The sequence below is a fragment of the Dyadobacter chenwenxiniae genome, assembly GCF_022869785.1.
Taxonomy (GTDB): domain Bacteria; phylum Bacteroidota; class Bacteroidia; order Cytophagales; family Spirosomataceae; genus Dyadobacter; species Dyadobacter chenwenxiniae.
On sequence record NZ_CP094997.1, the window covers coordinates 3511514 to 3526029 of the forward strand.

General features: G+C 45.8%; 15 protein-coding genes, 1 tRNA gene and 1 pseudogene. 10 read left to right on the forward strand and 7 right to left on the reverse strand.

The window, feature by feature from the left end:
- Positions 1-92 precede the first annotated feature (92 nt).
- Complete coding sequence (locus tag MUK70_RS14975) at positions 93-1424, forward strand: Gfo/Idh/MocA family protein (RefSeq protein ID WP_234653370.1); 1332 nt, start codon at positions 93-95, stop codon at positions 1422-1424.
- 18 nt (positions 1425-1442) lie between these two features.
- On the opposite strand, the gene map is transcribed toward MUK70_RS14975, so the two are convergent.
- The 4 genes from map to MUK70_RS14995 form a co-directional block, all read right to left on the reverse strand.
- The gene (gene map / locus MUK70_RS14980) at positions 1443-2207 is read right to left on the reverse strand and encodes a type I methionyl aminopeptidase (protein WP_234653372.1); all 765 of its coding nucleotides are present in this window, start codon (positions 2205-2207) and stop codon (positions 1443-1445) included.
- A 77-nt stretch (positions 2208-2284) separates the two neighbouring features.
- The gene (locus MUK70_RS14985) at positions 2285-3067 is read right to left on the reverse strand and encodes a hypothetical protein (protein ID WP_234653374.1); all 783 of its coding nucleotides are present in this window, start codon (positions 3065-3067) and stop codon (positions 2285-2287) included.
- Positions 3068-3192: 125 nt separating this feature from the next.
- Complete coding sequence (locus tag MUK70_RS14990; RefSeq protein ID WP_234653376.1) at positions 3193-3948, reverse strand: LytR/AlgR family response regulator transcription factor; 756 nt, start codon at positions 3946-3948, stop codon at positions 3193-3195.
- The gene (locus MUK70_RS14995; RefSeq protein ID WP_234653377.1) at positions 3945-5033 is read right to left on the reverse strand and encodes a sensor histidine kinase; all 1089 of its coding nucleotides are present in this window, start codon (positions 5031-5033) and stop codon (positions 3945-3947) included. The genes MUK70_RS14990 and MUK70_RS14995 overlap by 4 nt, the downstream gene beginning before the upstream one ends.
- Before the next feature lie 223 nt (positions 5034-5256).
- On the opposite strand from MUK70_RS14995, the gene MUK70_RS15000 reads away from it, so the two are divergent.
- From MUK70_RS15000 to MUK70_RS15020, 5 genes are all read left to right on the forward strand, one after another.
- Positions 5257-5697: a carboxymuconolactone decarboxylase family protein gene (locus MUK70_RS15000; RefSeq protein WP_234653379.1), complete on the forward strand. Its 441-nt coding sequence runs from the start codon at positions 5257-5259 to the stop codon at positions 5695-5697.
- Between the two features lie 75 nt (positions 5698-5772).
- The gene (locus MUK70_RS15005) at positions 5773-6810 is read left to right on the forward strand and encodes a hypothetical protein (protein ID WP_234653381.1); all 1038 of its coding nucleotides are present in this window, start codon (positions 5773-5775) and stop codon (positions 6808-6810) included.
- A gap of 143 nt (positions 6811-6953) precedes the next feature.
- Positions 6954-8426, forward strand: coding sequence for an ankyrin repeat domain-containing protein (locus tag MUK70_RS15010; RefSeq protein WP_234653383.1), 1473 nt, complete (start codon positions 6954-6956; stop codon positions 8424-8426).
- Positions 8427-8431: 5 nt separating this feature from the next.
- Positions 8432-8926, forward strand: coding sequence for a DUF2271 domain-containing protein (locus MUK70_RS15015; protein ID WP_234653385.1), 495 nt, complete (start codon positions 8432-8434; stop codon positions 8924-8926).
- A gap of 15 nt (positions 8927-8941) precedes the next feature.
- Positions 8942-11137 carry a PepSY domain-containing protein gene (locus tag MUK70_RS15020; RefSeq protein WP_234653387.1) on the forward strand — a complete coding sequence of 732 codons (2196 nt, stop codon included), beginning with the start codon at positions 8942-8944 and terminating at the stop codon, positions 11135-11137.
- Here MUK70_RS15020 and MUK70_RS15025 read toward each other — a convergent pair.
- Positions 11131-12120, reverse strand: coding sequence for an FAD:protein FMN transferase (locus tag MUK70_RS15025; RefSeq protein ID WP_234653389.1), 990 nt, complete (start codon positions 12118-12120; stop codon positions 11131-11133). The two genes, MUK70_RS15020 and MUK70_RS15025, sit on opposite strands and share 7 nt — an antisense overlap.
- 714 nt (positions 12121-12834) lie before the next feature.
- On the opposite strand from MUK70_RS15025, the gene MUK70_RS15030 reads away from it, so the two are divergent.
- Positions 12835-12919, forward strand: a tRNA-Ser gene (locus tag MUK70_RS15030).
- Positions 12920-13226: 307 nt separating this feature from the next.
- On the opposite strand, the gene MUK70_RS15035 is transcribed toward MUK70_RS15030, so the two are convergent.
- Together MUK70_RS15035 and MUK70_RS31175 are read right to left on the reverse strand one after the other, a co-directional pair.
- Positions 13227-13472, reverse strand: a complete 246-nt coding sequence (locus MUK70_RS15035) for a hypothetical protein (protein WP_234606402.1) — start codon at positions 13470-13472, stop codon at positions 13227-13229.
- 134 nt (positions 13473-13606) lie between these two features.
- Positions 13607-13687 (reverse strand): annotated as a pseudogene (locus tag MUK70_RS31175) (AAA family ATPase); the annotation flags it as partial.
- 104 nt (positions 13688-13791) lie between these two features.
- On the opposite strand from MUK70_RS31175, the gene MUK70_RS15040 reads away from it, so the two are divergent.
- Genes MUK70_RS15040 through MUK70_RS31180 form a run of 3 tightly spaced genes read left to right on the forward strand, consistent with a single transcriptional unit; the run spans position 13792 to position 14500 of the window.
- The gene (locus MUK70_RS15040; protein WP_234653390.1) at positions 13792-14145 is read left to right on the forward strand and encodes a hypothetical protein; all 354 of its coding nucleotides are present in this window, start codon (positions 13792-13794) and stop codon (positions 14143-14145) included.
- 35 nt (positions 14146-14180) lie between these two features.
- Entirely contained in the window at positions 14181-14312 is a 132-nt protein-coding gene (locus MUK70_RS30850; RefSeq protein WP_255715886.1) for a hypothetical protein, read from the forward strand.
- Positions 14313-14353: 41 nt separating this feature from the next.
- Positions 14354-14500 carry a phospholipase D-like domain-containing protein gene (locus MUK70_RS31180; RefSeq protein ID WP_374759715.1) on the forward strand — a complete coding sequence of 49 codons (147 nt, stop codon included), beginning with the start codon at positions 14354-14356 and terminating at the stop codon, positions 14498-14500.
- The last annotated feature ends 16 nt before the right edge of the window (positions 14501-14516 follow it).

Consider the following 14516-nt stretch of genomic DNA (forward strand, 5'->3'; position numbering starts at 1 on the left):
CAGATGAAAATGTTCCGACCAAATCATAGCATTATATTTCTTTATATTTATAATATTCTGTTATTTGGCCTGAATATTTCTTTGGTCTCAGCATGACAACTTCCAGGAGAAAATTTATAAGTTCGGCATCGCTGATTATGGCGGGCTCAGGGCTTTCTGCCACGCTGCCCTCTTCCCGATCCGCTTTCCCTAAGATTTTTTCGCCTGCTGACACCATTCGCGTGGCGGCGATCGGGATCAACGGCATGGGCTGGGCCGACCTGAATGCCGTCCTCAAAAATCCAGGCGTCACTTGCGTAGCATTATGTGATGTGGACAAGAATGTGCTCGACAGACGCGCAGCTGAGCTTGCTGCCAAAGGCATGAAAGTCAAAACTTACGACGATTACCGTAAGATGCTGGAAGACAAAGATATCGATGCTATTGTGATCGGATCACCGGATCATTGGCATTGCCTGATGATGGTGGAAGCCTGTGAGGCCGGAAAAGATGTGTATGTAGAAAAACCTATTGGCAATTCGATAGAAGAGTGCCGGATTATGGTGGCCGCGCAGGAACGTTACAAGCGTGTGGTGCAAGTAGGGCAATGGCAGCGAAGCCAGCAGCACTTCCGGGATGCCATTGAATTTGTACATTCCGGGAAGTTGGGTAACATTGGTTTGGTCAAAGTTTGGGGTTATTTCAATTACGGCACACCAATATCCGCCATTCCCGACAGCGCGGTGCCTGCGGGTGTTGATTATGATATGTGGCTCGGGCCTGCGCCAAAACGGCCTTTCAATATAAACCGATTCCACGGAAGTTTTAGATGGTTTTGGGATTACGCAGGCGGCATTATGACCGACTGGGGTGTTCATTTACTGGATTACGCCTTGCTGGGAATGAAAGCTGGCGCGCCAAAAAGCGTTTCCGCTGCGGGCGGGATGGTCCTTAATTTTGGTGTGGACGCGCCGGATACGCTTACCACCATTTACGAATTTGACGGCTTTAACATTCAGTGGGAACACGCCATTGGCTACGGCGCCGGCATTTATAACCGGGAGCACGGCATTGCATTCATGGGCGGAAACGGAACGCTTCTCCTCGACCGAAAGGGCTGGGAAGTGGTGCCTCAGGGACTGCCGCAGGGACTGCCGCAGGGACAAAAAATGGAAGCCGTGCCATTTCAAAAATCCTCCGATAACGGGCTGGATCTGCATGCCAGAAACTTCATCGAGGTGATCCGGTCAAGGAAAATAGAAAACCTGAACGCGCCTATCCAGGTGGGTGCCGATGTTGCGATCCTGTCACAAATGGGTAACATTGCTTACCGAACAGGGAAGAAAATCGACTGGAATGAAGAGAAGGGGAAATTTGATAACTCCGCCGCTAACAAGCTGATAGAAACGGATTATCACAACGGCTATAAATTGCCGAAGGGATAATCCGTTTCGTGCATAGGCTTATGCCCAAATATCATTATTGTGCGTCAGAATGATCGGCGCACCGTCGGTTACAACGATTGTATGCTCATGCTGGGCCATGAAGCCGCCTTTATCCCCAACCGTCGTCCAGCCGTCACCTGTTTCAACGGCCAGCGTCGATTTTGTTGAAATGAATGTTTCAATAGCCACGACTGTATTCTTCTTAAAGCGCCGCGTGTTGAAGCGGTCGCGATAGTTAGCGATTTCCGACGGCTCCTCGTGCAGACTTCTTCCAATTCCGTGACCGTTCAGATTTTTAATTACTTTATAGCCACGTTTTTTTGCTTCGGTTTCAATCAGAAAACCTATATCCGAGATCTTTACGCCTCCTTTAATATTGCCAATGGCCTTTTTTAAGATCAGCTTCGACGCATCAACCAGCTGCTGATGTCCGTTTTTATCCGGTCCCAGAACAAATGATCCGCCATTATCAGACCAGTAACCGTCAACCTCTGCCGAAACATCAATGTTGACCAGATCCCCGTCACGAAGCATTGTTTTTGAAGAGGGAATGCCATGACAAAACTCGTTATTGACACTGATACAAGTCCAGCCTGGAAAGCCGTAAGCCAGATTTGGCGCAGATCTGGCCCCCAGCTCTTTAAATAGCCCGGCCCCGAAGTTGTCCAGCTCCCTGGTCGTTATTCCCGGCTTCGCAAAACGCGTCATTTCTTTGAGAATCAATGCCACAGCTTCACTGGCACGCTGCATTCCTGTCAGTTCTTCTTCTTTGGTAATCGACATATTCCTAACATTAAAATAAATCCACGCAAAAAATATAAGCAGATAAAGGTGCTTATCTAAATGCAAAGATGGGAAAATCAGTCGATACACGCTCGCGCCGAAAACTCTGAAACGTCCATTTTGAGCATTTTACTCTTAAAAAGATCGGCTTTGTACTTGAAAATGAAATTGCGCAGCGACATGCCGGTTTGATTCAGCATACATAGATTGGCCGCTTCCTCGGAAATGTCGAACTTCATCAGCAGCGCTCCTACCCGAACGCTCTTGTTCTGTTGCATCTGAGATTTGAGATAACCAATCATAGACGCTGCAAGGTCCTGCTGTAACGGCTTTTCCGCAGCGTTTCTGCATTCAAAATTGTTCCTTACCAAAATCGTCACAATCAGTTCAATACTGCTTTTGATAAGCTTGATAAAAGATGCGGATTGCTGTGAGAGCTCAAAGGATATCTGGTTGATCAAGTAGCTGATCGTCTGTGCATCCCGATCGATTTTCACTTGCTTTCCCTGGCTTAGCCGCAGATTTTTACAAAGATTTTCGATCTGTTTGTAAGTATCGGCAAAATCCGGACTGTAAGCCTTTTTCTGTTGAAAATCGTCTGACAGATGCGTATCAAAAGCGATTATCAGGATCTCCGTCCCCCTGTCCTCCTGGAATGCCGGCTGCTGGCCCGGTTCCAGGAAAATGACACCATCACGCGCATAGGAATGGATTTCCTGATTTAGAATAAACTTCCCTTCCCCGGAAAGCACAAAAATAAGCCGGTAATGCGCTGAATGTTCCTTACCCGCATCCAATGACCGGGTCTTGCCTTGGAGTAAATGGAATCGCTTGCGAACGGTGAATTTAATGGCTGGCATGATACGAAATGGAATAATGCTATTCCAATTTTGGTAATCATTATTAGTCCCGAAAATTTTTGTGTCCGGAAGTCAATTATCGATTCACGAAAAGCCATTTTTGCATGCAGAAGCATATGGGACCATTATCTGCCCAGCCAATTTTTGAAACCTGCGATGCGATCGGGGCTCACGGTCACCTCTTGCGATGCCGCCGGGCTGAGCACTAATTTTAGCCTGCCAGCCGTAATCGCGTGCATGTCCTTAATAGCGTCGATGGAGATCAGCAAAGTACGGTTGACGCGGAAAAAATGGCTTGGATCGAGGATTTGAGACAATTTTTCGAGACTATATTCTACCGCAAAATGCCGGCCATCGAAAAGTCGCAGAAAGGTGGCGCGTTCTTCGATTGAAAAATAGGCGATCTCCGACGTTTTAAAAGTAAAGATCCGCGAGCCAGCCGTGCATAAGAACCGGTCTTTATAGGGCTCATTAGCAATAAGTTCTGCCGCTACAATTGTCTGCTGCTGACGGCCAGTGACGAATAACTTTCTGAACTTGGCCAGCGCTGCCTGCAATTCAAGCGGATTAATGGGTTTCAAAAGATAATCAATGCTGTTGGCTTTGAACGCTTTCAGCAGATATTCGTCGAAAGCGGTGGTGAAAATAACCGGGATCAGCAAATTAAGACTTTCAACGATCCGGAAGCCGTTGTCATCTTCGAGGTGAATGTCCAGAAAAATAAGGTCAGGCTTGGTTTTCGTATCGTTTTCGAGATAAGCAATTGTTTCCAGGACCGACGGGATCATGGCCAGCACCTGAATGGAGGGATCGATCCCGAATATCAGTTTTTGCAAGCGCTCGGCACTCAGTTCCTCGTCTTCAACAATGAGCACATTCATGACAGTAACGGAATTTTTACAATAAAATGAGCGTCTGTTTTTTCAACAATAACCTCTTTATTCTGCAAAAGCCTATATCTGCTTTCAATATTTTGCAATCCCAGCTTTGTCGAAGACGCATTCAACTTTCTGGCCTGCAAAAGATTGCACACCACCAGCATATCATCCTGGATAAAGATCCGTATCGTGAGCGGATTAATGGCAGACATGGTGTTGTGTTTAACTGCATTTTCGATCAGCGGCTGCAATGTGAGGGGAATGATGGAAAACCGTTCGAGGTCCCCGGGCGCAAGGCTGACTTCTATCCGCACCTTCTCCTTGAACCGGGTCCGCAACAAAAATGTATAAGTTTCCAAAAACTTGATCTCCTCCTTCAAGCTGATCTGATGTAACTCCGCCTGGCTGAGGATGTAGCGATAAGCCAGGGAAAGCTGCTGGATAAATTCGCCCGATTTCTCGGGTTGGGACTCCACCAGCGACGCTAAAACACTTAGATTATTGAACAAAAAATGCGGACTGATCTGGTTTTTCAGTGCCTGAAAACGTGCTGCCATGTTTTCCTTCGCCAGCTTTTCGGAGTCAACCAATAACCTTTTCAACTTTTCCTGCACTTGATTGCTCAGGCACAAATAATAACCTGCAAGCAGCGCCAGGATTGTCAAAGCCTCATTAGCTCTCCATTTTACCATTCCTATTTCAGACCTGTAAGCCCCGTGAAAGGTCGGACTGGGCATGTGCGTCCAAAATGAATTCATGAAACCCCAGGTATAAATCAGCATAATATTGAAAAGCAGCGCAAGCACAACGGCAGGCAGCAGTGTCATCAGCTGGTCGGTAATCTTGAATTCCGACGACCTGTCGCTGCCAGTTACCAGTGCCAGTTTTTGCAGAAACCAGTCGATGAGATAGATCCACGCCGTATAGAAAATAGTGCTGATCAGGATTTCAATGCAGAAAAACGGCAACTTGGTTAATATGGTGTTCCAAAAGTCCTGCTGAACATTAATGAATGTTCGTAAAGGGATGTAGACAATTGCGAGTGCGAAGCCGAGCAACCATTTCCTGCCAAAAATGTAAGGCCGCATATGGATTAGAATAGCATTTCTTCAAAAGTAAGTATAAATCTTTATTACCCTAAAAGCTTCGGACAAAACAGGATATGAACAAGATTATCCTGACCGGTTTGCATCAAGCCGCTTTTACAATCAACAGTGCGTTCTTAAACTGGTTTAAGTTTTTTCAGACTACTGACTGCGACATTTGTCCAGTTAATAATTCATTCACTCATTCATTATATAGAACAAGATCATGGAAAATCGATTAAACATGCAGGCCGTGCAGCCGGAAGCTTACAAAGCAATGTATGCCCTTGAAGGCTTCCTGAGAAACAGTGAGTTAACCAAAGTCCACAAAGAACTGATTAAAATGCGGGCTTCGCAGATCAACCATTGCGCGTTTTGTCTGGACATGCATAGCAAAGACGCGCTAAAATCCGGAGAAACCGTAGAACGCCTGGTGTTGCTGAATGCCTGGAAAGAAACCAGCCTTTTTACAGCCGAAGAAAAGATCATTTTAGCACTAACCGAGGCGGTGACCTTAATCCATAATGATGGTATTCCCACCGAACTATACCGCCAGGCAGAGGAAACGTTCGGCCAGCAATATCTGGCGCAGGTTATCATGGCCATTGTGACGATCAACGGCTGGAACCGCATTGCGATCAGCACGCACATGCAACCGGGCAGTTAATAAATTCTGGGGCGATGCAACGTTCGGAAAGTGATTCGGGGTCTTTATGGTAACGTCGCACATTACCTTAAACACATGCTATCTAGAAAATTTTACCTTTCCATTACCCTGTTGGGGCTCCTGTTTGTTTTTTCAGAGCTTGTTTTCAGGATCGCGCTTGTCTTTTTCGGTTACCCGTTCTTTCAGCCAGCCAAATATCTCGAGAGTAAATATTATCCCTACATCCAGCCTATGCAGCAGGCAGCGGTTGAGCGTAGGGATGATACGCGTAATATCCTCATCCTGGGCGGTTCTGTGGTCAATACGCATTGGTCGAGGTTGGAGATGCGTCTGGATACATTGTTTCAGAAAGCCTATCCGGATATCAGGAAGTTCAATTTCTTCAACGTTGCGATGCCCGGGCACAACTCCCGCGATAATATGGTGAAATACAGGCTGCTGAAAGACCAGCATTACGACCTGGTTATTTACTACGAGGCGATTAATGAAAACCGCGCCAACAACGTTCCAACGGAAATGTTCTATCCCGATTACAGCCATATCAAATGGTACGACGAGATCAATTTGCTGCTGCTACACCCGGAACTGAACATTACCGTGATCCCCTATGCGGTTCATTTATTGTATAAAAGCGTCATAGACAGGTTAAGGCACCGCAATTTCGTCAGCAACGAGCAAGTGGATCCTACCTACGCTGTCTACGGAAAAGACATCAAAACCGCAAAGTCTTATTACCATAACATCAGCGACATTGCCCGCCTGGCCAGCGAAAAACACGATCCGCTACTCCTGGTAAAGTACACAACTTTCTTCCCTACCGGTGCAAAGCTGACGGGCGAAGCCACTGATAAACAATACTTTACGCCCTGTTACATGGTCTCGCCTGTGACCACATGGGGCAAACCCGAAAATGTCCTCAAGGGCGTTCGAACGCACAACCAAGTGCTCGAAAGAGTCCACCGGGAACAGAAAACCTATTTTTTCGACATTTCAGCCGTTATGCCCAAAGATTCCGCCACATTTTGCGACGTTTGCCACCTCAGCGAACCTGGCGCGCAGCGGTTCGCAAAGGAACTTTCCAAGTATGTTGTTTCAAGTGGCATATTGAGATGATTTGTCTTTTTCCCATTTAATTTCATTTCAAAAACTTCCGGCAAATCCATATTTAGACCAAGTATCGTTTAACTTTGTGCACCTTGACTCTTTGACCAGGGAAACGCATCAGGTTAACCCAGCATTTACTAATTCGTGTCTGTATGAAAAAACTTCTTATTGCCGTTTGCGCATTCTTTTCTTTGGCTGCTCAGGCTCAGCAAAATGTGCTTCTGGAACAGTCGTTCTGGAAAACCTCCCCGGACGTGAACGCAGTGAAAGCAGAAATTGAAAAAGGAAGCAATCCCGCTCAGTTTAACAACAACATGTTTGATCCGGTTGTGTTGGCGATTAATGCCAGTGCACCCAATCCTACCATTGAATATCTCCTCACCCAGCCGGGCAACACAGTGGACAAGGCAACGCACGATGGCCGCATTTACCTGCATTGGGCCGCAATGCGTGGCAATGTGGAGCTGATGGAATATCTCGTTGCAAAAGGTTCGAAAGGAAATTATGTAGACGGCCACGGCGCTACTCCGATCAATTTCGCGGCGGGCGGCGGTCAGCAGAATACCAAAGTTTACGACATCTGCCTGGCACATGGCGCTGACTTGAAAAAGGACCTGAACAATGACGGAGCGAATGCGCTGCTCATCGGCATTGCAAATGACAAAGATCTGGCTTTGACCAATTATTTTATATCAAAAGGCCTTGATCTGAAAAGTACAGACGCTGCCGGTAACAATGCATTCAGCTACGCCGCACGGGCAGGAAAGATTGAAGTTTTAAAAGCGCTCCTGGCGAAAGGTGTCCCTGCAAATTCAGATGCGATCCTCATGGCGGCACAAGGCTCTCGCGGCGGTGCTAATCTGATTGAAGTTTATCAATATCTGGAAAGTCTGAAATTGAAACCGACGGTGATCGGCAAGAACGGAGAGAATGCACTGCACGCCATTGTTCGTAAGCCAAAGCAAGAAGAAATCATCAGATATTTCCTGAGCAAGGGTGTTGATGTAAATAAAGCGGACGAAGATGGCAACACCGTTTTCATGAACGCAACGGCCAGCAATCGCGACACAGCGACCATTGGAATATTACTTTCCACTGTTAAAAACATTAACCAGGTCAACGAAAAGGGGGCTAGCGCGCTGGCAATGGCTGTTCGCGGAAATTCTCCGGAAGTGATCAGCTACCTGATCAACAAAGGCGCTGACATTAACACAACGGATAAAAACGGCGATAACCTGGCATTTTACCTCGCACAGTCCTACAATGCAAGAACGGCGAATGAATTCGGAGCTAAGGTGAAAGCTTTGCAAGACAAAGGCTTCAACATTGCTGCCCCGGCTAAAAATGGAAACACATTGTACCACGTGGCAGTTGCGAAAAACGACCTGGCCCTTGTGAAACTTTTGGAGCCGTATCAGATTGATGTGAATGCAAAAAACACCGAAGGCATAACAGCCTTGCACAAGGCTGCGATGGTTTCTAAAGACGATGCCATGCTGAAATATCTGCTTTCGATCGGGGCTAAAAAAGAGATTGAAACCAACTTCAAAGAAACTGCTTTTGACCTGGCAGGTGAAAATGAATCGTTGTCCAAAAACAATGTAACCGTTAATTTCCTGAAATAATTTTCATGTCTGATTTACTTAAAATAACAATCCTTTTTCTCACGCTGAACCTGGCCCAACCCAATGCTGCAATTGCGCAAACAACCGGCACCAGCAAATACAAGTGCATGATCCAGATGACGAATTACATGGGTGAAGGCGCTTACATTGTGATTTCGCTTATCAACGGCAAAGGCGCTTACGAAAAAACGTTGTATGTTCTTGGCCCGGATAAAAAGTGGTATAACAGCATGAAAGAATGGCATAAATTCCAATCCAGGCAAAAAACGAACATTAGCGCGATCACCGGAGCATCCGTAACCGGGGGCGACCGCAGCGTGAACGTGTTTGAAATTGATAATGCGAAGCTCAATGCTGGTTATAAAATTCGTTTCGAAAGTGCTGTGGAAGACCAGAAATATCATGTAAAAGATCTGGAAATACCATTGACCACCGAGGCGCTTTCTGCCAAAAATGAAGGCACCGGATACATTCGTTACGTCCGGTTTAGCCCAAATTAATGCAATGCGTGTCCTATGACCATTTCCATATGGAGATACAGCCACCTCGCACTGGCTGTATCTTCTTTTATTTTTCTGGCCCTTGCTTCGATAACCGGTATCATCCTGGCGTTCCAGCCATTATCGGAGAAAGTCCTACCCTACCGCACCGACAATTTAAGTGAAACAACGCTTGCCCGGACACTGCCGGTTTTAAGAAAACAATATCCCGGAATCAGCGAGCTGACAGTTGACAAAAACCAGTTTGTCCAGATCAGGGGCTCCGATGCCGAAGGAAAAAAGCTGCAAGCCTACATTGATCCGCAAACGGGAAAAATACTCGGTTATCCATCTCCCAAAAGCGAGTTTTTTGAATGGGTAACCGCTTTACACCGCTCTCTTTTTATCCACGAAACCGGCCGCTTCCTGATCGGTCTGACGGCATTTTTGCTACTACTGATCACGGTTTCCGGGACAATGTTGATCATTCAGCGCCAGCGTGGCCTTAAACGGTTTTTCAACCGCATCATCAAAGAAAATTTCGCCCAGTATTATCATGTGATTCTGGGCAGGTTATCGCTTATTCCAATCCTGATCATTGCATTAAGCGGCACCTATCTGTCGCTGGCACGTTTTGGCTTGATAGCATCGCCGAAAGTGTCAGCCGAAGTGGATTTTGATGCCATAAAATCAGAGCCGGTTAAGAATCCGGCTGATTTTGAAATATTTAAAAACATAAAATTATCAGAAGTCCAGACCATTGAGTTCCCGTTTTCCGAAGATCCTGAGGATTACTACACATTAAAACTTGCCAACCGGGAAGTGACGGTGAACCAGATAACGGGGGATATTCTGAGCGAAATAAATTACCCGACTGCTTCAATGCTGACCGAGCTTAACCTGGATTTGCACACAGGCCGTACGAATGCGGTTTGGGCAATTATTCTGGCAGTCGCTTCGGGAAACATCCTTTTCTTCATTTACTCCGGCTTTGCGATGACATTCAGGCGCAGGGCCAATCGGATCCAAAACAAATATACCGCCGAGGAAAGCGAGTTTATTATTCTGGTAGGCTCAGAAAACGGCAGCACATTCGGCTTTGCCAATGCCATTCATAAACAGCTCATTACCAATGGAAAATCAGCCTTTGTCACGGAATTAAATAATTACAGGGTTTTCCCAAAAGCATCGAATATGATCATCATGGCGGCGACTTACGGGCTGGGTAACCCGCCTACCAATGCTGCCCGGTTCGCAATGCAGTTGGAAAAGCACAAACAGCCCCATCCCATCCGATTCTCCGTTGTAGGTTTTGGTTCGCATGGCTATCCCGATTTTTGCAAATTCGCTTTTGAGGTTGATAACCTTTTCGCAAAGCAGGAATGGTCTATTCCAACACTCGAAATCCACACAGTGAATGACAAATCGCCCGATGAATTCGGTCAATGGGCGGCAAGCTGGTCGCAGCAGGCGGGCATTGCGTTGGAGATTGCGAGCGATGCACTGACAACCCGGCAGGAGCCATTACAAGACTTTACCGTAATACATAAAACAGAGGTTACTGACGCAGGCGAATCATTTTTAATCAGCTTTCAGGCCAATGATCTCACAGACTTCACTTCCGGCGACTTGCTGGCTATTTATCCCGCCAATGATCACCGCGAGCGGCTTTATTCGATTGGTAAGGTTGGGAATAATATTCAGTTAAGCGTAAAGTTACACGAGGGCGGTTTGGGTTCCGAGTATCTGTATCGCCTCAATTCAGGAAGCGTTATCAGTGCCAGGATTGTCGGGAATGAGCATTTTCATTTTCCGGAAAAAGCCACTTCCGTGATCATGATCTCCAACGGAACAGGCATAGCGCCATTTCTGGGCATGATCGATGAGCAAAGTCCTGATGCGAATTGCCGGTTGTACTGTGGCTTCCGGGACCAGGCTTCTTTTTCGCTTTACAAAAACGCTATCGATAAAAGCCTGGAAGGCAAGAAGTTAAACAGCCTCCATATTGCTTACTCACGTGAGGGAGAAAGGCAGTATGTGCGCGATTTGCTCGCAGCCGATGAAGCTTTTGTAGCCGATACATTGGCAAACGATGGCGTGATTATGCTATGTGGTTCGCTTTCGATGCAAAACAAGGTGGTCGCCTTACTGGACGACATTTGCCAGGCCCGGTTAGGAAAAGACATCAGCTATTACCAGTCGCACAGCCAGGTGCTTATGGACTGCTACTGAGTCTGATAGTCCGAAATATCGAAGTTCTTGGAAGTGAAAACTTTGCCGTTGTCGGTGATCATAATGCAGCTGAATTCAGGAAAATCATTAATCAGTTTCATTCCGGCATTTTTCCCCAAAACCATCAATGAAGTGCTGAAACCATTGGCTCTCTCGGCGCTGGGGCCAAAAACGGTCACGCTGGTGAGTCCGGTTGCGGGGTAACCGGTTGCGGGATTGATTATGTGCGAATAACGTTTATTATTGAACACCACAAACTTCTCATAACTCCCCGAAGTCACCACCGCGCCCTGGCGGAGCGGCACCACTGCAAAAAGTGCTCCCTGTCGTTTCGGGTCTGTAATGCCGATCACCCAATCGCTGCCATCCGGCTGCTTTCCCCACGCGCTCATATCGCCCGAACCATTCACAATGCCCGCTTCAACCCCTTTTTTAAGCATCATATCCCTGCATCGATCCGTCGCATAGCCTTCGCCCAACGCCCCAAACCCGATCTTCATTCCCTTCCTTTTCAGGAAAATAGTCATGTGTTTTTTGTCAAGAATAATGTTTTGATAACCCACTTTTTCAACGGATTTTGCAATCGCCACAGCGGTCGGCATTTCGGTCATAGATCCGTCGAATTTCCAGATGCGGTCCATAGCGGCAAAGCTGATATCGAAGGCACCGTTGGTTAATATCGAGAGCGCGATCGCCCTTTCTGTTAACTCAAAGACCTCCATTTCGACATGCACCGGACGAATGCCCGCACACGCATTTACTTCTGAAACCAGGGATGTGGGCTTCCAATCGGAAATCAGGTTTTCGATCCGCGTGATTTCAGCGATGACCTCCTTGATATTCTCCTCTGCCTCCGCCGAATCTTTGGCGACGATTGTAATGTCGAAACGCCCGCCCATGAGCATGGTGGTACGTTTTCGCAAAACCTGGGCATGACCTGCGAAGGAGAAAAAAAGGGCAAAAAGTGCAAGGTAATGTTTCATTTCAAATCACTTCAACCATGGAAGTTTCGCCCACATATTCCGAGATGAACATTGTTGTGTGTTATCTGGCAAAAGTAGCCTGTATTTCAACTGTTTTTAAAAAACTTCAAAAAAAATACAGCATTGACGGTCATTATTACAAGACTATGTGCAGCCACGTCCGTGCGGTTTGTGTTTTCCAAAGACATTGAAGAGGACATTATAGCGGAGATTTTCGGTAATTTTGGGGACAACGAATCCTCAAAACGGTCCAAACCTCTTTTGGTGCCTGTCTCTTCGGCTCCGTCTGAAACCGCTGCTACAACTATCTTCCCAGAGAGCACAATAAAACGCTTTCACAGCACTTTTAAGAGCGTAATGTTGAGCTGAACGGATCAATCTTGCGCACATATCCAGCCGATGCGAGCTTTGTCTTAAATAAGGGCGTTGTGAAAATTGTTGAGAACGGCAGTTCAGACAGTTGCGTAACGGAATGCGCAGCAAATTGGAAAGATCATTTCTCGCGACTTTTCGAATAAAAACGTCTTTTATTCCTTGTTACTACTGAGACGTCCGATACAAAATTTCGACTCCCCCGACCGCTTACATTCCCGATCGGCAAGCGGTTTCAGCCTTTTCCTCGTATTGATCAACGAGATTTTTTTAACGCAACTATTGCGCATAAGGATTTTATATTTACATTTGCACCACGTTTCGCATACGGCGAAATACTTTAGAGAGATGGCAGAGTGGTCGATTGCGACGGTCTTGAAAACCGTTGACTGTTACAGGTCCGGGGGTTCGAATCCCTCTCTCTCTGCAGATAGACGCTAAAACCCTCAATACAGGCAGCATTGAGGGTTTTTTCGATTATGTATTAATTTCTGTTGTCTTTTTGTAGGTACCACATTAGATTCTCTTAAATCAATCCAGTGGAAATTCAGGCAATTTGCTCTCGAGGTCATGTCTATGGTTCGGGAATTTTTTTGGACAACATACATCAAGCGACTTTAAATAATAATACTTCGTACTGCCCCAAATGCGGATCAATAGGGAAAATACCTAACGGTATGTAGTGTTGCTGATCAAGTTGTTACCTTTATCAGAGCTACGAACTTGGGAGTAGATCAACTAGGCGAATTGCATTCATCTAGCTCCATATCTTTCTTACGAAACTCGGCTGTTGTTTTCGCAAATGATTCTTCCATTGACTTGAAATCGGCAAGATGACCATTTGCTTCTTCTAAACTGCCAAGCATCAAGTCAATTTCTTTAATTTGCTTATCCAGGTCTACATTTAATGCACCAAGAATTGTAAGGGGTTCAATAGTTCCTTCTTCATCATTGTGAATCCAACTTAGATTTTCTCTCACAAAATCAGTGTTGTAAACACGGATTTTAGTTTTCTTGTCGAGCTGATCAAAGTTGTTCTGATTGAATATCTTCCCCCCTTCCAGTACAATTGAAAAATCTGCGTCCTGGTAATGCCTGTGCAGACAACCGTTTTCTATACACTTAATATTCTAGATAAAGTTGTTTTACCAGAATAGTTTCGACCATAAATAATATTGAGCCGCCGGAATACAGAAGTTTTTCCATTTGTAGAGTTCCAGTCGTATCAGCATTTAATTCCGGCGGGTGTTTGCGCAATGCTGGGATGTTTGGTTTGATAAGTGCATTCTTACTTGGTTCTTGCAGTTACAGAATCCTCGGCAGCGGTATCAGTTCAAAAGCATCTATAATAAAATCGATACGCTGAGGAGTAACGGAAGAAAGGCGGTAGTCGACGGAAAGTATAGTGATGCGAAAGCTAAATACAATCGGTTGTCTGAAATGGAAGTTTGTGACGCCGCCAGGAAGGAGGCCGATGTCGACAATGAGCTGGGCGAATTGCGAACATTAAAGGGCAAGCAGGAAATTAGTGTAGAAATCGTGGCAGGCGTTGGAGCCAATAAGCCACTTTATAAAGTAAATTCAGATAGTAGCCCGGTGAATTACAGTGAGCGGTGTCAGTGGATCCTTGGCCATCAAGGTAAATCCATTTAAGAAACGGAGTATAAGACCTTATTTTAAAATAGGATTTGAAGGAACAAAGCCGGACCGTTCGCGAGATCCTTTTGAAGGACATTCGTAACTCGTCAGATTACCTTATCCTGACGGGCTTTACTTCTCTATCCATGCTGTTAGATGTATTTGGTGCCAGCAAAATGTAAGCACTAAACTCTGCGGTCCGATTTTAAAGATTATTGAAAAAATAAAAACAGAGACTTATCATTTTAAGGCCATAGATCGATTCCACGCGAAAATTTACATTGGCGATCATGCTGCGATTTTGGGTTCCTCTAATTTCAGTAAGTCAGGAACAATCGCTCAAACTGAGGCTAACATTAGAGTCGAATAACAATCCAACGCTGCTA